This window comes from Streptomyces sp. NPDC006339, from assembly GCF_040612775.1.
GTDB lineage: Bacteria > Actinomycetota > Actinomycetes > Streptomycetales > Streptomycetaceae > Streptomyces.
Window position 1 is genome coordinate 18,857 of the sequence record NZ_JBEXQW010000057.1, and the last position, 18,462, is coordinate 37,318.

Consider the following 18,462-nt stretch of genomic DNA (forward strand, 5'->3'; position numbering starts at 1 on the left):
AGGACCGTTTCTCCCGGGCCGCCCGGTCCTCACGGATCGACCAGGGCGAACTCCGGCTCCTCGAGAAGCCCCGCCACCTCGGCGGCCTCCGGGAGCCCCAGCCGGCGGAAGATCTCGTACGCCTGCCGCAACCGCGCCCCGGCCTCGCCGCCGCGCCCGAGGTCCCTCAGCGAGCGGCCCAGCACCACCAGCGCCTGGGCCTGGTCCCGCTCCGCCCCCAGCTCCTCGCAGAGCGCCAGCGCCTGCCCGGCGTGGTCGAGCGCCTCGTCGGCCCGGCCGAGCGAGCGCAGGCTGTCCGCCAGCCGGTACCGCGCGTGCGCGGCCCGGTCCCGCAGACCGGCACCCGCCGCCACCGCCAGGCACTCCCCGAACCAGGTCACTGCCTCCTCGTGCTGCCCGAGTCCGTGCAGTGCCAGACCCAGGACGTACAGCGTGTACGCCCGTCCCGGGTCGTCCTGCCGGGTCCGCAGCTCGGCGAGCACCTCGTGACAGATCTCCACCGCCTCGGCGGCCCGCCCGCTGCGCACGCGCGCCAGCGCCGCGTTCACGGTCGTCACCAGGGCGCCGGAGCGGTGCCCCAGCTCGTTCGCCAGCACCAGCGCCTCGTCGTAGTGGTCCACCGCCTCGTCGTAGCGGCTGAGGAACTGGCAGATCAGACCGAGGTCGTTGAGCGCCTGCCGCAGGATCACCGTGTCGCCCGCGGACCGCGCCGCGTCCACGGCCTGGCGGGCCGCGGCCTCGGCCGCGTCCAGCCGGGTCGCCGCCAATGCCACGTTTCCGCGCAGGAAGTGCGCCCGCCCGGCGGCCCGCACGTCCCCGTGCCGCACCGCCGCCTCGGCCAACGCGTCGGCCGTCGTCGCGAGTTGGCGGCTGGGCGGGCTGAGCACGAACGGAGTGAGCGCGATCAGCAGATCGATCGCGGCCCGCAGCGCCGTCCCCGGCACGCCACCCGGCCCGCCGCCCGGCACCACCGCGGCGCCGGACATCGCGCCTGCCGTCGCGCCGGACGACGGGCCGACCGTGGTGCCGGCCGACGGGCCGACCATCGCGCCGGATGTCAGGCCGGTCGTCGCGCCCGCCGGGGTGGCGACCGGGGTGCCCGCGCTCGCGTCCGCCGCGACCTGGGCCGCCAGCGCCGCCGCGCCCGCACGTTCCGCCGCCGCCCACTCCCGGGCCTCGTCCCGGCCGGCCAGCGCCACGCCCCGGGTGCGGGCCGGACCCAGCGCGCCCGCCGCCGGATCGCCCGGAACCGCGTGCTGGAAGGCGGTGCAGGCGGTGGCCAGCAGGTGGTCGAGCAGCCGGTCCCTGGCCGCCACCGCCTCCCCGCCCGCCGCCGCGCCGCCCGCCCCCGAGGAGGTCTCGCCCTCCTCCGCCGGACGCCGCCGGGCGAACGCCCGCAGCAGGTCGTGGTAGCGGTAGCGCCCCGGGAAGGGCGACTCCACCATCGCCACGTCCACCAGCGCCTCCAGCAGGTCCTCGGCATCGTACTCGTCGAGGTCGAGCAGCGCGGCGGCGGCCGGCAGCCCGATGTCGGGTCCGTCCACGGAGGCGACGAGCCGGAACGCCCGCGCCTGGTCGGCCGTCAGTTGCCGGTAGCTCAGCTCGAAGGCCGCCGCGACCGCGAGGTCGCCGATCCGCAGCTCGTCGATCCGCCGCCGCTCCACCTGGAGCCGGCGGCTGAGGGTCTCCACCGTCCAGCCCGGCCGGGCCGCGAGCCGGGCGGCCACGATCCGGACCGCCAGCGGGAGGTAGCCGCAGGCCACCACCAGCTCCCGCGCCGCCTCCCGTTCCGCGTCGAGGCGTTCCGCCCCGATGGTGCGGCCGAGCAGGTCCAGCGCCTCGGCGGGCTGGAACACGTCCAGGTCGACCTGCACGGTGGCCGGCAGCCCGGCCGGCCGGGTCCGTCCGGTGGTGAGGACCGCGCACCCGACCGAACCGGGGAGGAGCGGGCGGATCTGCGCCGTGTCCTTGGCGTTGTCGAGCACCAGCAGCAGCCGCCGCCCGTCCACGACGGACCGGAACAGTGCCGAGCGGGCGTCGAGACCGTCCGGCACCGCGTCGCCGGACACTCCGAGCGCCACCAGGAAGCCGCTGAGCACCGCCTCCGGATCGGCGGGTACGGGGTCGGAGCCGCGCAGGTCCACGTACAACTGGCCGTCGGGGTAGGCGTCCCGGACGCGGTGCGCCACGTGGAGCGCCAGCGCCGTCTTGCCGACCCCTCCCATGCCGACCACGGTGGCGATCACCAGCGCCTGCGCCGAGGGCCTGCCGAGTGCCTCGTCCAGCGTCCGCACCGGAGCCGTACGGCCGGTGAAGTCGCTCGCGTCGGGCGGGAGTTGGGCCGGTCTGGGCGGGGCGCCGGAGGGTCTTCGAAGTGCCTCCCGCCCGTCCTCGCCCGCCTCCTCGGGCCGCTCCTCGGCCCGCCGCTCCTCCTGTGCCTCCGCCCCCTTCCGGCGGCCCGGCTCACCCGCCCGGGCCCCGGCCCCGGTCACGGACCCCGAGCCGGGCCCGGCCCCGGCATCGGCACCGGTCCCGAGCTCCGGCCCGGCCGGGCCCGCGGGCCGTTCCCCGGAGCCGCCGACGTGAGGCGCGCCCCGCCCCGCCTCCCCGCTCCCCGTCCCAGGACTCGCCACCGTCGCCGGGCCCGTCGCCGCCGCGGCCAGTGCCGGGTCGCCCTCCAGGATTCTCCGGTGCAGTTGCTCCAGCTCCGCGCCCGGAGGGACGCCCAGCTCCGCGAGGAACAACTGCCGCACCCCGCGGTACACGGCCAGCGCGTCCGCCTGCCGTCCGGCCTGGTACAGCGCCCGCATCAGCAGCCCGTACGCCCGCTCGTGCAGCGGGTGTTCGGTGGTCAGCGCGGTCAGCTCCGGGATGCAGCGCGCGGGGCGGCCGAGCGTCAGATCGAGCCCGATCCGCTCCTCCAGGAGCGTGAGGCGCAGCTCTTCGAGCCGCTGCCGGTGCCGCTCCGCGAACGGCCCCGGGATGCCGGCCAGCGGCTCACCCTGCCACAGCTCCAGGGCCTGGTTGAGCAGGTCCCTGGCGCGCGGCGGATCGGTGCGCGCCGTGCGCTCCGCCTCGACGGCCAGCGCCTCGGCCTGTGCCGCGTCCACGGCGAGCTTCGGCAGGACCAGCCGGTAGCCGTCGCCCATCGACACCAGCACGCTCGCGGGCCGCTCGGCCGCGGCCCCGGCTCCCGCCCCGTCGCCTTCCTGCTCCCTGCCCCCGGCGTCCAGCGCCTTGCGCCAACGCCACGCGTAGGTACGTACGGTGGTCATCGCCGCGCTCGGCGGCTCCTCGCCCCACAGCGCGGCGATGAGATCGGTGGCGCTCGCCGCGTACCCCGGCCGCAGCAGGAGCACCGCCAGCATCGCCTGTTGCTGCGGGCTTCCCACCTTGAGGGCGGTCGCGCCCCGGTGAGCCCGCATCAGACCGAGTAACGAAAAACGGAGATCCCCCACGCCCTGCCCCCAGCCACCCCGGAACACCGTGCCCACCCCCGAGAGCACGCATGTCAGATTTGTGTCACCTTTTTAACCACAGCGTCGCACTCGGTGTCGAGAGTGTGTTGAGTCTGCGGTGACCAGGTGTTGAACCCCGTTGGACAGAATCGCCGTGCCGCGGGCCCGCCGGAGACGGCCGGCACCGCCGCCCGCCCCTCTCGCCCGCCGGTGGAGCCGGGCCCTGACCCTACCTTCGGAGGCGGACATCCGTGAACACCACCGCACTGCTCTACCGGTTGCTCGACACCGACCCGGCCGACGGGCCCGCCGAGCTCCTCCACCGCGCCCGGTCCTGTCGTCACCTGCCGCACCTGGTGCTCTCGGCCCTGGTCCGCGACGGCGTCCGGATGGGGGAGCCCGCGCGGGCCGAGCTCCGCCGGGCGCGCGACCGTGCCGCCCGCTACGCCCGACTGGCCGCCGACCTCACCCGGGCCACCGGCGTCCGGGCCATCCGCGGCCTCCCGCTCGCCGGTCACTACCCGGCCGGGCTGCTCCGCCCGCTGGACGCCCTCGAACTCGTCGCCCCCGACGAGGCGGCGCTCTGGCAGGCCGTCATCCGGGTCGTCACCGACCACCCGGTGGAGCACATCGACGTCTCGCTGCTCGGCGAGCGCCCCCATCACACGGCCGTCACGGTCGAGTGGCCCGCCGAGGACCCGCTGGTCGACCCCTGGTACCGGGTGCGGCTGAGCACCGCCGCCCTGCCCGGTGACGGCTCGACCGTGCCCGTACGGCCGTATCTGGTCGCCGACGAGCCGGTCGAGTGCCTCATCGCCCTCGCCGAGTCACGGCTCCTGCGGCCCGCCCTGGCGCCCGGCCCCGTCACCCTGCTCGACGTCGCCGGACTGACCGGCCGGCCCTTCGAGCCCGCCGAGACCGCCGCGGTCCTCGCCGCCTACCGGCTGGCCCCCGAGGCCGCCGCCCTTCTCGACCGGGCGGCCGACCATCTTCCGCTCGGCCCGCTCGGGCCCGTCCGCGCCGCCCTCACCCGCGAACTCGCCCCCGAACGACGCCGCCGCGCCGAGGCCGCCGCCACCGCTCCGCGCCGCCCCGCCCGGCACGGCACCCTGCTCCGCCGCACGGTCATCCGGCACACCTGGAACGAGGCCCGGCTCCTCACCCCCGACCCGGAGACCCCGCTCCTGCTCACCCCCGTCGCCGACTACCTCCTCGCCCCGGCCGCCGTGGGCTCGCCGTCGCGCGGCGCCGCCCTGCGGGCCCTGCGCCACTGGGACGCCCTCCGCTGAGAACGGCTGTTCAGGTCGTTCGGGGTGTTCGGGATGTTCAGGGGCGTGCGGAGTGGTGGTGGGCGCAGCGGGGTGTCGTGAGGAGCCGGCGGACCTGCTCTCCGGCCTCGGTCGCGTCGCGGGCGGTGGCGGGGAACAGCAGGCGCAGGTCGCAGTGGCCTTCGCGGTACTCGCAGCGCAGGGTGATGCCGTACCGGTCCACGGCGAAGGGCATGGCCCGGACCACGCCGTGCGGCAGGCGCGACCCGGCGAGGACGACCAGGTCGGCCACCATGTCCTCGTGGGCGTCGGCCAGATGGGTGAGCATCGCCGCCTCCTCGACGGCGAGCGGGTCGGGCGCGGCGAGGGCGAACACGTCCGGGGCGACTTCGTGGATCCCCGTCGCCGTGCGCAGCGTCACGCGCGCCGGCGCGAGCCGCAGGGCGGCCCCGATCCCGGTCGTCGCCGGGACGAGCCGCCCGGAGAGCGTCACCCTGGCCCGTACACGGTCACGGAGTGCCGTCGGCGCGATGTCGGTGAACTCCAGCAGCGCGGCGAGGCCGTCGGCCGGCGACGTGGCGGCGAGGAGGGCCAGGGTGCTCTCCGCCGGAGGGTGCAGCGTGACGCGTCCGTCGGCGTCCACGGAGTGCATGCCGATCAGGTCGACGTCCTGGCCGTCCACGGTGAGCGAGAGGGAGATCGCCCGGGCCAGGACGGAGCGGATGTGCTCGGCCGGGGTCTGCTCGGGCGGGGCGGTGTCGTGGACGGCGCTCAAGGTGACTCCTCGCGAGGCGGGACGGGACGGAAGGGACGGGACGGCGAAGCCTGTGGTGAGGTAAGGCTAACCTAACCCCCCCTTCTGATCCACCCCCGAACCGCCCGCCGCAACGCGGCGCCTCCGCTCGCTCCTGCGCAGCGAGACCGGTGATCCACACCCTGGCGTGGATTCCGTCCGGCGGGGCAAGCGGGTGGCGTGCCCTCCCCGTTCGGAGGGCGCACGGCCGCCGGGCGGGTGCGCCGGAGAAGCGGCGGAGAGAGCGGGATGGCACGCTCGGGCGGAGCGGGAGACCGTACGGCGAAGCGAGGGAGCACGTGACGCAGCGCAGCAGGCGGAGCGCCCGGGACACCGAGCTCATGAGGAAGCTGCGGCGCGATCCGTTCGTCGTCCAGACGGTGCGGTCCACGGCCGCCGCGACCCTGTCGTACGTCGTCGCGCTCTGGCTCAGCAGCGAACAGGCGCCGCTGACCGCCCCGCTCACCGCCCTGCTCGTCGTCCAGGTCACCCTCTACTCGACCCTCACCACGAGCCTGCGCCGGGTCAACTCCGTCGTCGTCGGCGTGCTCATCGCCATCGCGTTCAGCGTGCTCGTCGGCCTGTCCTGGTGGAGCCTCGCCCTCATCATCCTGGCCTCGCTCCTCGTGGGCCGCCTGGTGAAGGTGGAGGAGTTCATCCCCGAGGTCGCGATCAGTGCCATGCTCGTCCTCGGCGTCACCCAAGTGGCCCACACCGCCTGGGACCGGGTCCTGGAGACCCTGATCGGCGCCGTCGTCGGCATGCTCTTCAACACGGTGCTCGCCCCACCCGTCTGGGTGGACACGGCCGGTGAATCCATCGAGGACCTCGCCCGCCGGATGCGCCGACTGCTCCTCGACGTCGCCGAGGAGCTCACCGGCGCACCCCCGTACGAACGGGCCGCGGCCCGCCTGCACGAGGCGCGGCGCCTCGACAACGACGTCGCCGACGTGGACGGCGCCCTGCGCACGGCCGAGGACAGCCTCCGGCTCAACCCCCGCGTCAAGGAGGGGCTGCTGCACCGCATCGTGCTGCGCACAGGGCTCGACACCCTGGAGATCTGCGCCGTCGTGCTGCGCGTCCTCACCCGCACCCTCACCGACCTCGCGAAGGAGCGCGCCGGCCGGGACCTGCTGCCCCGCTCCACCGCCCTCGCCCTGCAGGAGACCGCCCAGCACACCGCCGACGCCTTCGTCAGCTTCGCCGTCCTCGTCACCGCGTCCGGCAGCGAGGCGGCCGAGGCGGCCGAGTCACGGCTCGCGGGCGAACTCCGCGCGGCCCGGGTCTGCCGGGACCGCGCGGCCGACCTGCTGCTCGCCCTCGCCCTGCGCGAGCCCGCCCGCTGGCAGCTCTACGGAGCCATGCTCGCCGAGGTCGACCGCGTCCTCGACGAGCTCGACCCCGAGCACCGGGGCCGGCGCCTCATGGAGGAGCTCGACCGGCACGCGCGGGAGCGCAGGGAACGCCGCGAGCGGCGGCGCCTGCCGCTCAGGAAGACCCCCCAGGAAGCGGAGAGGAAGACATGACGGCCCCATCGACGCCCGACGCCGTGCCCGCCGAGACGGGCACGGTCACCACCGCCGTACCGGCCCGCCTGGACCGGCTGCCCTGGTCCCGCTGGCACTGGATGATCGTCATCGGCCTCGGCACCGTCTGGATCCTCGACGGTCTCGAGGTCACCATCGTCGGCAACGTGGCCGGCCGCATCGCCGAGGACGGCAGCGGACTCGCCATCACCTCCGCCCAGATCACCGGCGTCGCCGCCGCCCTGTACGTGGCCGGGGCCTGCTCCGGGGCCCTGTTCTTCGGCTGGCTGACCGACCGCTACGGCCGCAAACGGCTCTTCATGGTCACCTTGGCGGTCTACCTCGCCGCGACCGCGCTGACCGCGCTGTCCACCGAGGCGTGGTGGTTCTTCCTCTTCCGCTTCCTCACCGGCTTCGGCATCGGCGGCGAGTACGCGGCCATCAACTCCGCGATCGACGAGCTGATCCCGTCCCTCTACCGGGGCCGGGTCGACCTGATCATCAACGGCAGCTACTGGCTGGGCGCCATCGGCGGCGCCCTGCTGTCCATCGTCATGCTGGACACCGACATATTCCCCGCGGACATCGGCTGGCGGCTCAGCTTCGCCCTCGGCGTCGTCCTCGGCCTGGTCATCCTGCTCGTCCGCCGGCACGTGCCGGAGAGTCCACGCTGGCAGTTCATCCACGGCCGCGGCGAGAAGGCCGAGGAGCTGGTCTCGTCCGTCGAGCGGGAGATCGAGCGGGAGAAGGGCGCACCGCTCCCGCCGCCGGACCGCGAGATCACGATCCACCAGCGCCGCGGCGTCGGCTTCGGCGAGATCGCGCGGACCGTCTTCGCCCGCTATCCGCGGCGTGCCGTCCTCGGCCTGGCGCTCTTCGTCGGCCAGGCGTTCCTCTACAACGCCATCACCTTCGGCTTCGGCGCCATCCTCACCACGTTCTACGGCGTGCCGACCGGCCACACCGGCTACTACTTCGCCGTCATCGCGGCCGGCAACTTCGTCGGCCCGCTGCTGCTCGGCAGGCTCTTCGACACCGTCGGCCGCCGGATCATGATCTCCTCCACCTATCTGCTCTCCGGCCTGCTCCTGTTCGCCACGGCCTGGCTCTTCGACCGCGGCTCGCTCACCGCGTCCACGCTGACCGCCTGCTGGTGCGTGGTGCTCTTCTTCGCGTCGACGGGCGCCTCCAGCGCCTATCTGACCGTCTCCGAGGTCTTCCCGATGGAGACCAGGGCGATGGCCATCGCCTTCTTCTACGCCCTCGGCACCGCGGCCGGCGGCATCAGCGGCCCGCTGGTCTTCGCCGGCCTCACCGAATCGGGCGTGGTCGGCGACACCGTCCTCGCCTTCCAGATCGGCGCGGGCCTCATGTGCGCCGCCGGGCTCGTGGCGGTGTTCCTGGCGGTGAACGCCGAACGCCGTTCGCTGGAGGACATCGCCGAACCCCTCTCGACGGTGAAGCCGTCCACCGCGCGCGTCCGGCCGTGACGATGGCGCGAAACGTCTCTGCAGAAGGACGGCATCGGCGTTTCCGCCGCCCCGGCCCGTCACGCGGCAGCGCCGCGCCGCCAGGCGCGACGCACGGAAAGACGCACTGAAAGAGGCTCAACAAAGAGGACAGGGGCGACATTTGGGCGCTCGGGCCGGGTGGGGGAGAGGGGCTCCGAGCGCCCTTCGCCGAGTGGCTCGAATGTCGTCGGTCGCCGGGATAAACCCCGTATCGAACAAGATCACCGCATCGAGGTAATGCCTCCGGACTCACGGGGCGGGGCGCGCGCACGGAGCGTTACTGTTCCCCAGGATCTGGCCGATCTGGTCGATCCGACCCGGATTCCCGGTTCCCGGTGATTGCGTCGGGTTTTCCTCTTTCCCCTCTTTTAAGGAGCGCTCCTTCCATGACCGTTGAGACCGGTCCGGAGATTCAGGCGGAGCCGCCGCGGCAGTCCAGCCTGAGCACCGCGGCTGCCCGCAACCTCGCCACCACCACCAAGTCCGCCCCCCAGATGCAGGAGATCACCTCACGGTGGCTGCTGCGCACGCTCCCCTGGGTGGAGACCAAGGGCGGCGCCTACCGGGTGAACCGCCGCCTCACCTACACCGTCGGCGACGGTGTCATCGAGTTCGTCCAGGACGGCGCCTCCGTCCGCGTCATCCCCCGCGAGCTCGGCGAACTCGCCCTGCTGCGCGGCTTCGAGGACGAAGAGGTGCTGACCGCCCTGGCCGGCCGCTGCGCCCAGCGCGACTTCCGCGCCGGCGAGGTCATCGTCGAGCGCGGCGCGCCCGCCGAGCAGATCCACCTCATCGCCCACGGCCGGGTCAACCAGACCTCCGTCGGCAAGTACGGCGACGAGGTCTCCGTCTCCGTCCTCGCCGACGGCGACCGGTTCGGCGAGAACGCCCTCCTGGACGCCGACGCCAGGTGGGACTACACCGCCACCGCCGAGACCCCCGGCACCCTGCTCACCCTCTCCCGCTCCGACTTCGCCTCCGTGATGGCCCAGTCGCCGAGCCTGGAAGCCCACATCCAGGCGTTCAGCGCCCTCCCCCAGCAGCGGCAGAACCGTCACGGCGAGGCCGAGATCGCCATGTCCGCCGGCCACGTCGGCGAGGTCGAACTCCCCGGCGCCTTCGTCGACTACGAGCTCAACCCCCGCGAGTACGAGCTCTCCGTCGCCCAGACCGTCCTCAAGGTCCACACCCGGGTCGCCGACCTCTACAACGGCCCGCACAACCAGACCGAGGAGCAGCTCCGGCTCACCATCGAGGCGCTGCGCGAGCGCCAGGAGGACGAGCTCGTCAACAACCGCGAGTTCGGCCTGCTCCACAACGCCGACTTCAAGCAGCGGATCCAGACCCACTCGGGCCCGCCCACCCCGGACGACCTCGACGAACTGCTCTGCCGCCGCCGCGGCACCAAGTTCTTCTTCGCCCACCCCAAGACGATCGCGGCCATCGGACGCGAGTTCAACGCCCGCGGGCTCTACCCCGACCACGTCGACCTCGGCGGCCAACTGGTGCCGGCCTGGCGCGGCGTACCGATCCTCCCCTGCAACAAGATCCCCATCAGCAAGGAGCAGACCAGCTCCATCATCGCCATGCGCACCGGCGAGGACAACCAGGGCGTCATCGGACTGCGCCAGACCGGACTGCCCGAGGAGTACGAGCCGGGCCTGTCGGTGCGCTTCATGGGCATCAGCGAGCAGGCGATCATCTCCTACCTGGTCACCACCTACTACTCCGCCGCCGTCCTGGTGCCCGACGCGCTCGGCGTGCTGGAGAACGTCCAGATCGCCCGCAGGCGCGACTAGGACATCCCACCTCCGCCCTCCGCCCCGTCCGTCGAGGAGCCGTCCGAGGGCCGCGCCGGGCTTCCCCGGGCCGGGACGGCCCCCATCCCAGCAAGGAGCCACGGATGCCCGATCCCGGGCCTTCCCCTGTGCAGTCGAGCCCGCCCTCTTCCTCCTCGTCCCTCCCCACCCTCCCGGCCGCCCCGCCCGCACGGCCGTCGCTGCCCGGCCCGCCCTCCTTCCCGTTCCCGCCCGCCGGGACGGCCGCATCCTCCGCGCCGGCCGAGCCCGCCGGCGTACCCGCGCCGCCCCACCCCGAGCTCGAACGGATCCTGCGCGGGCCCAGCGGGCTCGGGACGACCGCGCTCTCGCTGGCCCGGCGGGCCGAGCCGCCGGCGCCGCCCCAGCCCGCCGCCCCGGCGGAGGGCATCCCGATCCCGGGCCTCTACCACCACCCGATCCCGGAGCCCGACGCGGCACGGGTGGCGGAGGTCAGCCGCCGGATCAAGGACTGGGCGGTCGACGAGGTCCAGCTCTACCCCGAGGAGTGGGAGGGCGAGTTCGACGGCTTCTCCGTCGGGCGCTACATGGTGGCCTGTCACCCCGACGCCCCGTCGGTCGACCACCTGATGATCGCCACCCGGCTGATGGTGGCCGAGAACGCCGTCGACGACTGCTACTGCGAGGACCACGGCGGCTCGCCGATCGGACTCGGCAGCCGGCTCCTCCTCGCCCACACGGCCCTCGACCCGCTGCACACCACCCACGAGTACGCGCCGGGATGGGCCGAGTCGCTCGGCTCGGACGCCCCCCGGCGCGCCTACCGCTCCGCCATGGCGTACTTCGTCCAGCAGGCCACCGCCTCCCAGGCGGACCGCTACCGGCACGACATGGCCCGGCTGCACATGGGCTACCTCGCCGAGGCCGCCTGGGCCCAGACCGACCACGTACCCGAGGTGTGGGAGTACCTGGCGATGCGCCAGTTCAACAACTTCCGCCCCTGCCCGACCATCACCGACACTGTCGGCGGTTACGAACTGCCCGCGGACCTGCACGCCCAGCCCGCCATGCAGCGGGTCATCGCGCTCGCCGGGAACGCGACCACCATCGTCAACGACCTCTACTCCTACACCAAGGAGCTGGCGAGCCCCGGCAAGCACCTCAACCTGCCCGTGGTGATCGCCGAACGCGAGGGCCTCTCCGACAAGGAGGGCTATCTGAAGGCCGTCGAGGTCCACAACGACCTCATGCACGCCTTCGAGGCCGAGGCCGCCGAACTGGCCGCCGCCTGCCCCGTACCGACCGTGCTGCGCTTCCTCAAGGGCGTGGCCGTGTGGGTCGACGGCAACCACTACTGGCACCAGACCAACACCTACCGCTACAGCCTGCCCGACTTCTGGTAAGAAACGGACCTTTATCTGTGACCAGCACCGAGTTCACCACCGCCGATAACGCCTCCGCGTTCGTTCCGTCGCCCGCGACGCCCTACCAGGGGGACATCGCCCGCTACTGGAACGACGAGGCCAGGCCCGTGAACCTGCGCCTCGGCGATGTCGACGGGCTCTACCACCACCACTACGGCGTCGGTGACATCGACCGGGCCGCCCTCGGCGACCCCGAGGACAGCGCGTACGAGAAGAAGCTGATCGCCGAGCTCCACCGCCTGGAGTCGGCGCAGGCCGAACTCCTGCTCGACCACCTCGGCCCCATCGGACGCGACGACACGCTCATGGACGCGGGCTGCGGCCGCGGCGGCTCGATGGTCATGGCCCACCAGCGCTTCGGCTGCACGGTGGAGGGCGTCACCCTCTCCGCCAAGCAGGCCGACTTCGCCAACCGGCGCGCCCAGGAGATCGGCATCGAGGACCACGTCCGGGCCCGCGTGTGCAACATGCTCGACACCCCGTTCGAGACCGGGCAGATGGCCGGCTCCTGGAACAACGAGTCCAGCATGTACGTCGACCTGCACGACCTGTTCGCCGAGCACTCCCGCGTGCTCGCGGTCGGCGGCCGTTACGTCACCATCACCGGCTGCTGGAACCCCAAGTACGGCCAGCCCTCGAAGTGGGTCTCCCAGATCAACGCCCACTTCGAGTGCAACATCCACTCCCGCCGCGAGTACCTGCGCGCCATGGCCGACAACCGCCTCGTCCCCCAGGCGGTGATCGACCTGACCGCCGCGACCCTGCCGTACTGGGAGCTGCGGGCCACGTCCTCGCTGGTCACCGGCATCGAGGAGGCGTTCATCGAGTCGTACAAGGACGGCTCCTTCCAGTACGTCCTGATCGCGGCCGACCGGGTCTGACCCGTCACGACCGGTGAACCCCGGGGCCGGGCCCGTCGGAGGACGGGCCCGGCCCCGGTCGCGGGTGGGCGACAGCGCTCAGGGCGTCCCGGACGACGGCGGCCCCTCCGGCATCAGGGCACGCAACTCGCGGGCCGTGCGCTCCGGGTCCGGTACGGTGAGGGCCACCCGGTCGAAGGGCGCGCCCCGCCCGAAGTCCAGGACCAGGACCGGGCGGCCGTCGGCCCGCACCGCGACGAAGTCCTCGCCGGCCGGACCGTACCGGGTCCCCACGCACCGGCCGGGCATCCAGCGGCCCCGGCCCGCCTCCCCGCGCAACGCCCGCCACCAGCCGGTCTCCACGCCGACCGCGCGCAGCGCCGCCACGGGCAGCCGGATCGTACGGCGCCGCGCCGCCGCCGTCTCGCCCGGACCCAGCCGTACGACGACCCGGTCCCCGTCCACCGTCACGCGTGCCATGCCGTGCTCACCCGCCTTCGCGCAGGGCGGCCAGCCGTCGCCGCGCGGCCGCCGGGGAGTGCCCGCGCGGGGCGTCCCGCCACGGGTCGCGGTCCAGGAGCTCGTCGGCGTCCGCCACGGTCCAGCGCCGTGCCGTCAGCTCCGGGTCGTCCAGCTCGTCCCAGGACAGCGGCGCCGCGACGGGCGCGCCCGGCCGGGCCCGCACCGCGTAGGGGGCGACGGCGGTCTGACCGTAACCGTTGCGCTGGACGTCCAGGTAGAGCCGCCGCCCGCGCTCGCGTTTGCGGGCCGCCGTCGTCAGCTCGTCCGGGTACCGGTCCGCGAGCAGCTCCGCCAGCTCCCGGGCGAAGGCCCGGACGTCGTCGAAGGTGTCCCGGCGCAGCAGCGGCACCACGACGTGCAGGCCGCGCGAGCCCGTCGTCATCGGCAGCGACGGCAGCTCCAGCTCGTCGAGGAGCGTGCGCAGCCTCCGCGCCGCCCGGCGCACGGCGTCGAAGTCGTCGCCCGGCGGATCGAGGTCCAGGACGAGCCGGTCGGGGTGGTCGGGCCGGTCGGCGCGGGAGAGCCAGCGGTGAGGCGTGACGCACGCCTGGCCGGCCAGGTACACCAGCGAGGCGGCGTCCTCGCACAGGGCGTAGGTGACGGTGCCGTCCGCCTTGGGCAGTTCGGCCGTCGCGAGCCAGTCCGGGAAGTGCTCGGGGACGTCCTTCCGCATGAAACCGGGGCCGTCGATGCCGTCCGGATGCTGCTCCAGCATCAGCGGCCGGCCCCGCAGATGCGGCACCATACGGCGGGCCACCCGCCGGTAGTAGTCCGCGAGGCCGGCCTTGGTGAGGCCGTCCTCGGGGAACAGCACCTTGTCGGGCCGGGCCACCTCGACGGTGTGCCGGCCGACCCGGTACGCGCTCGGCCCGCCCTGGGGACTCACGGCCTCCTCCTCGTGCCCTCGTGCTCGCTCCGGTTCCGTACGCCCCCGCGCCTACCCCGGGCACTCGACCGGAATCCCCTGGCCGGTACGGGGCAGGGGGCTCAGGAGCCGAGGGACACGACGGTCGCGGACATCGGGCCGCCGGGCGTCCGGTAGGTGACCGTGTCACCCGAGCGGCGGCCCATCAGAGCGGTGCCGAGCGGGCTGTCGGAGGTCACCAGGGCCGGGTCGTCCGCGTCCGCGAGCTCACCGATGTGCACGGTCGACTCGCCGCCGTCCTCGAACCGCACGGTGACGGTGCTGCCCACCCCCACCACGTCCGAGGGCGGCGCGCCCGCGGCGCCCGCCTCGCGGACCCGCTCCTCGATCTCGGCGATGCGCCGGTCGAGCCGGGCGACCTGGGAGACCCGCTGCAACTCGTCGGCCGCGTCGGCGTCGTCACCGACCGACGGGTCCTGGTCCCGCAGGGTCGCGGCCGCCGCGTCACGTTCGGCGCGCAGCTCGACCAGCTCCTCCCGGAGCGCCCGGAGGGCTTCGGCGTTGATGGGCTCGGGACCGTCGGTCATGCCTGCTCCCATGTCGCTGGTGGCACGTGGAGTACCGGGGGCTTTCATTAGCGCACCGGCCGGAGGACCCGGCAAATCACCGACGCCCGGACGCGGGCCACGGAGGCGGGCCTGGGCCCCGGACGCGGGCCCGGGACGCGGGCCGGTTCCGTCGAGGGCGCGCGACCGTCCACGCCCCCGCCTCTGCTCTCCCCGGCTTCCTCTGCGGGACACACGGGGGCAATGCTCCTGCCCGACGGCCGACCTGTGGATGAATCGGCTGATGACCGGAGAGCCCGGGAGCCGCACGACGTGCGGGCGCATCGTCGTGCCGTCCCCCGCTCCGGATCGCCCGACCGCGTTCCCGAAGGAGCTGCCCGTGCCCGCTTCCGCCCCCACCCGCCGCACCCCGCGACGCCTCCCCGTGGCCTTCGCCGCCCTCGCCACGGCCTCCGTCCTGGCCGGCACCGCCCTGGCCGGCGCCCAGCCGAGTGCCGCCGCGCCCCCGAGCTCGTACGCCGTGAAGGGTGTCGACACCAGTCATCACAACCACGGCGCCACCGGTGAGCCCATCGACTGGGACCGGGTCGCGCGGGGCAACGCCTTCGCGTTCCTCAAGGCCACCCAGGGTTCCTCGTACCGGGACCCGTGGTTCGCCCGCGACTTCCGGGCCGTCTCCGCCACGGCCCTGCTGCGGGCGCCGTACCACTTCTTCGACCCGAAGAGCACGAGCGACGGCGCCCGACAGGCCGACCACTTCGTGCGCACCGCCCGCGCCGCCGGCTACGCCGGCACCGCGCCGGGCGAGCTGCCGCCGGTCCTCGACGTCGAGAGCGTCTGGAAGGACGGGAAGGAGGTCTGCCCGAAGGCCCTGCGCGGCGACCAGGTGAGGGCGTTCCTGGAGCGGGTGGCGTCCGAGTTCGGAGTGACCCCGATCGTCTACACACGGGCCTCGTTCGTGCACGACTGCATGGACGGCGACGGCGGGGTCTTCCGCGGGTACCCGCTGTGGCTCGCCCGGTACGAGAGCGGCGCGCGGGAGCCGTACGACGTGCCGGGCGCGGGGGCGTGGACCTTCTGGCAGTACAGCGACAGCGAGCGGGTGCCCGGCATCCCCGGCCGTGACGGCACCGCCGGCATCGCCGACCGCAACGTCTACCGGGGCGGGCTCGACGGGCTGCGCGCCCTGGCCCACCTGGACGGCCCGACCGCGACGCGCCGCCCCGCGGCCTCCTGACCGACTGCGGACCTCCTGGCCGACGGCGGTGACCGGCGGCGTGTCGGCGCGCCGCGCCGGTCGTCCTCTACCCCTTCGCTGCGGCCTCCTCCGCCGTGGGCTCGTCCGCCGTGGGCTCGTCCTCCGGCTGGATCCCGGCCAGCAGGTTGAAGGCGCCCGTCAGCAGATTGAGCGTCACCACCCCCACCACCTCCGCGATGACCCGGTCGCTCCAGCCGTGCGCGCGCAGCTCCGCCACGTCCTGGTCGCCCAGGGCGCTCGGCTCGGCCAGCACGCGCAGGGCGACTGTGATGAGCGCCGCCTCGCGCGCGTCCGTGGACGTGCCCTGGCGGGCCAGCTCGATGTCGGCCTCCGACAGGCCGGCGGCGCGGGCCGCGGCGACATGGGCCTCGCGGCAGGTGCCGCAGCCGATCCACTCCTGCACGGCCAGCGAGATCTTCTCGCTCAGGGCGCGTGGGATCTTCACCCGTTTCATCGCCCGGGACAGGCTGAGATAGCCCTCCAGGACCGCCCCCGAATGGGCCATCGTCGACACCATCTCGCCCGCCGAGCCGTGCCGCTCCACGATGTCGGCGAGCAGCTCGCGCGCCTTGCCGGTGGCCTGTTCGGGCGCGAGCGCGGTCAGCCGTCGCGCCGTGCCCCCTGACGCCGTGCCTCCTGACGTCTTGCCTGCGGACGCCTTGTCTCCCGGCACCTTGCCTCCCTTTTCGTTCCCATACCCGTGGGGGGTATAACGCGGGCGAGGGTCCTGGAGTTCCCGGGCGGCCGTTCGTACGATCGGAGGGTGATCAAAGGCGTCATGTTCGACTTCTCCGGGACCCTGCTGCGCATCGAGTCCGTCGCCCACTGGCTGGACGCGGCCCTCGCCGCGACCGGCAGGCGGCTGGCCGGCGAGGAGTTCGCCCGCACCGTGGAACGGCTCGACTTCCACGGCGCGATGCCCGGCGGCTCGAACCCCCACCGGCTGCCCGGACGCCTCGCCAGGCTCTGGGCCGAGCGGGACCTCGACGCCGAGCGGCACCGCACCGTGTACACCGCCCTCATGCGGGAAGCCGGCGTGACCGACACCGCGCTGGCCACCGCGCTCTACGAACGCCACATGAGCCCCGCAGCCTGGCACCCCTACCCCGACGCCGCCCGCACCCTCGGCGAACTGAGCCGCGGCGGTGTCGTGGTCGCGGTCGTCAGCAACGTCGGCTGGGACCTGCGCCCCGTGTTCCGCGCCCACGGCCTCGACGAATGGGTCGACGTCTACGCCCTCTCCTACGAGCTGGGCGTCCAGAAGCCGGACCCGGGCATCTTCCGCTTCGCCTGCGAGGGGCTCGGCCTCGACCCGGCCGAGACCCTCATGGTCGGCGACGACCGCAGGGCCGACGGCGGCGCGCAGGCGCTCGGCGCCCGCGTCCACTTCGTCGACCCCCTCCCCGTCGACCGGCGCCCGAACGGCCTCCTCCCCGTCTTCGGACTCCTCGGCGCCACCTGACCGCCCCCTCCGGCACGGCCGCCGAAGCCCCCGCCCACCCGACTGACCCCAGGATCACACCCAGTTGACCTGTGCCTTGGCGAGCAGCGGATCCTCCAGCAGCTCCCACAGCGCCACGGCCACGTTCCCCATCCGGTACCGGCCACCGAAGTGCAGGCCGAGGACCCGGTGGTCGGTGAGGTCGAAGACAGGGGAGCCGCTGTTGCCGCCGAGGGTGGAGCAGTCGTGCCGCATGACCAGACCGCCGGGCTCGAACTCCGTGGCCATGCCCGGCTGCAGCCGCTTCACGTTGTAGACGTCCATGAAGATCCGCCGCATGGACTCCGGCTCGTTGCGCCGCCCGTCCCAGGCCGGATAGCCGACGACGTACACCGGCCGGCCCGACAGCTCCGCCGGGGCGTCGGCCGCGACGGCGAGCGGGGTGGGCAGCGGCTCCCCGTCGGGCGGGGCGATCCGCAGCAGTGCCAGGTCGACGTCCGGGTGGACGCCGATCACCTCGGTGATCTCGTACGGCAGGGGGCCGGCGGCCGGCACCGGGCCGGGCGCAGGGTGCGGGGCCAGCTCCTCGCCGGGGTCGACGCGGGCCGTCATGCCCTGCCGGAAGGACCAGCCGGCGTCCTCGGCGCGGCTGAACTCGACCGCCACGTGCCGGTTCGTCATCACCGTGTCCGGGCCGACCAGGAACGCCGTGCCGATCCAGTCGAGGTTCGGGTGGCCGGTCACCTCGACCCGGCCCACCCGGGCGATCGACTCGCGGATGGCGTCCCGGCCCGCGTCGAGCACCGACCAGTCGCCCTCCTGCGGGGCGAAGTCCTGCCCCTGCACCAGGATCGCGGGCCGGCCCTCCAGGAGGACGATCGCCTCCACCCCGAAGTACTCGTCCTCGTCGATCTCGTCCGACCGGCCGCGGGCCAGCTTCTCCAGACCGGAGACGCCCGCCTCCAGGACCCGGGCCCGCTCCTCCTGCGCGAAGCGCCCGATCTCGGCGGCCGGGGCGGCACCGGGCGGCAGCTCCTGCGCGGACTCCGGTGTCTCCAGCTCCCGTTCGAGCCGGGCCCGCACCCGGGCGGCCACCTCGCCGAGATCGCCGAAGACCCGCTCGGGTCCGGTCGCGACCGGTGACCCGCTGTGCGAGCCGCTCCGTGATCCGTACCGCATCTCCCGTCACCTC

At 74.0% G+C, this 18,462-nt stretch carries 15 protein-coding genes; 8 read left to right on the forward strand and 7 right to left on the reverse strand.

The genetic code is table 11. The features are described from left to right. Positions 1-29 precede the first annotated feature (29 nt). Complete coding sequence (locus ABZ135_RS32990; RefSeq protein ID WP_356701074.1) at positions 30-3,425, reverse strand: BTAD domain-containing putative transcriptional regulator; 3,396 nt, start codon at positions 3,423-3,425, stop codon at positions 30-32. 284 nt (positions 3,426-3,709) lie between these two features. On the opposite strand from ABZ135_RS32990, the gene ABZ135_RS32995 reads away from it, so the two are divergent. Then, positions 3,710-4,747: a hypothetical protein gene (locus tag ABZ135_RS32995; RefSeq protein ID WP_356701075.1), complete on the forward strand. Its 1,038-nt coding sequence runs from the start codon at positions 3,710-3,712 to the stop codon at positions 4,745-4,747. A 37-nt stretch (positions 4,748-4,784) separates the two neighbouring features. Here the strand turns inward: ABZ135_RS32995 and ABZ135_RS33000 are convergent, their stop codons facing one another. Then, positions 4,785-5,501 carry a DUF2470 domain-containing protein gene (locus ABZ135_RS33000; RefSeq protein ID WP_356701076.1) on the reverse strand — a complete coding sequence of 239 codons (717 nt, stop codon included), beginning with the start codon at positions 5,499-5,501 and terminating at the stop codon, positions 4,785-4,787. A 359-nt stretch (positions 5,502-5,860) separates the two neighbouring features. Between ABZ135_RS33000 and ABZ135_RS33005 the strand changes: the two genes are divergently transcribed. The 5 genes from ABZ135_RS33005 (at position 5,861) to ABZ135_RS33025 (ending at position 12,639) form a co-directional block, all read left to right on the forward strand. Continuing rightward, on the forward strand, positions 5,861-7,045 hold the full coding sequence (locus ABZ135_RS33005) for an aromatic acid exporter family protein (RefSeq protein ID WP_356701102.1): 1,185 nt from the start codon (positions 5,861-5,863) through the stop codon (positions 7,043-7,045). Continuing rightward, positions 7,042-8,535: an MFS transporter gene (locus ABZ135_RS33010; protein WP_356701077.1), complete on the forward strand. Its 1,494-nt coding sequence runs from the start codon at positions 7,042-7,044 to the stop codon at positions 8,533-8,535. Before ABZ135_RS33005 ends, ABZ135_RS33010 begins: the two co-directional genes overlap by 4 nt. A gap of 407 nt (positions 8,536-8,942) precedes the next feature. Continuing rightward, positions 8,943-10,355, forward strand: coding sequence for a family 2B encapsulin nanocompartment shell protein (locus ABZ135_RS33015; protein ID WP_356701078.1), 1,413 nt, complete (start codon positions 8,943-8,945; stop codon positions 10,353-10,355). A 104-nt stretch (positions 10,356-10,459) separates the two neighbouring features. Then, positions 10,460-11,737 (forward strand): family 2 encapsulin nanocompartment cargo protein terpene cyclase, encoded by a 1,278-nt coding sequence (locus ABZ135_RS33020; RefSeq protein ID WP_356701080.1) that lies wholly within the window; start codon positions 10,460-10,462, stop codon positions 11,735-11,737. A 17-nt stretch (positions 11,738-11,754) separates the two neighbouring features. After that, a complete protein-coding gene (locus ABZ135_RS33025; protein ID WP_356701081.1) occupies positions 11,755-12,639 on the forward strand; it encodes a geranyl diphosphate 2-C-methyltransferase in 885 nt (294 codons plus the stop codon). A gap of 78 nt (positions 12,640-12,717) precedes the next feature. On the opposite strand, the gene ABZ135_RS33030 is transcribed toward ABZ135_RS33025, so the two are convergent. The 3 genes from ABZ135_RS33030 to ABZ135_RS33040 all read right to left on the reverse strand — a co-directional run bounded on the left by ABZ135_RS33030 (position 12,718) and on the right by ABZ135_RS33040 (position 14,592). Beyond that, on the reverse strand, positions 12,718-13,098 hold the full coding sequence (locus ABZ135_RS33030) for a hypothetical protein (RefSeq protein WP_356701083.1): 381 nt from the start codon (positions 13,096-13,098) through the stop codon (positions 12,718-12,720). Positions 13,099-13,105: 7 nt separating this feature from the next. Next, a complete protein-coding gene (gene ligD, locus ABZ135_RS33035) occupies positions 13,106-14,026 on the reverse strand; it encodes a non-homologous end-joining DNA ligase (RefSeq protein ID WP_356701084.1) in 921 nt (306 codons plus the stop codon). 101 nt (positions 14,027-14,127) lie between these two features. Beyond that, positions 14,128-14,592, reverse strand: coding sequence for a GreA/GreB family elongation factor (locus tag ABZ135_RS33040; protein WP_356701086.1), 465 nt, complete (start codon positions 14,590-14,592; stop codon positions 14,128-14,130). Between the two features lie 358 nt (positions 14,593-14,950). Here ABZ135_RS33040 and ABZ135_RS33045 point away from each other — a divergent pair, with 358 nt between their 5' ends. After that, positions 14,951-15,808, forward strand: coding sequence for a GH25 family lysozyme (locus tag ABZ135_RS33045; protein ID WP_356701088.1), 858 nt, complete (start codon positions 14,951-14,953; stop codon positions 15,806-15,808). A 67-nt stretch (positions 15,809-15,875) separates the two neighbouring features. Here ABZ135_RS33045 and ABZ135_RS33050 read toward each other — a convergent pair whose 3' ends face one another. Then, positions 15,876-16,502, reverse strand: coding sequence for a carboxymuconolactone decarboxylase family protein (locus tag ABZ135_RS33050; protein ID WP_356701090.1), 627 nt, complete (start codon positions 16,500-16,502; stop codon positions 15,876-15,878). Between the two features lie 105 nt (positions 16,503-16,607). On the opposite strand from ABZ135_RS33050, the gene ABZ135_RS33055 reads away from it, so the two are divergent. Beyond that, a complete protein-coding gene (locus ABZ135_RS33055) occupies positions 16,608-17,291 on the forward strand; it encodes an HAD-IA family hydrolase (RefSeq protein ID WP_356701104.1) in 684 nt (227 codons plus the stop codon). Between the two features lie 54 nt (positions 17,292-17,345). Here ABZ135_RS33055 and ABZ135_RS33060 read toward each other — a convergent pair whose 3' ends face one another. Beyond that, the gene (locus ABZ135_RS33060) at positions 17,346-18,449 is read right to left on the reverse strand and encodes a serine protease (protein ID WP_356701091.1); all 1,104 of its coding nucleotides are present in this window, start codon (positions 18,447-18,449) and stop codon (positions 17,346-17,348) included. Between the last annotated feature and the right edge of the window lie 13 nt (positions 18,450-18,462).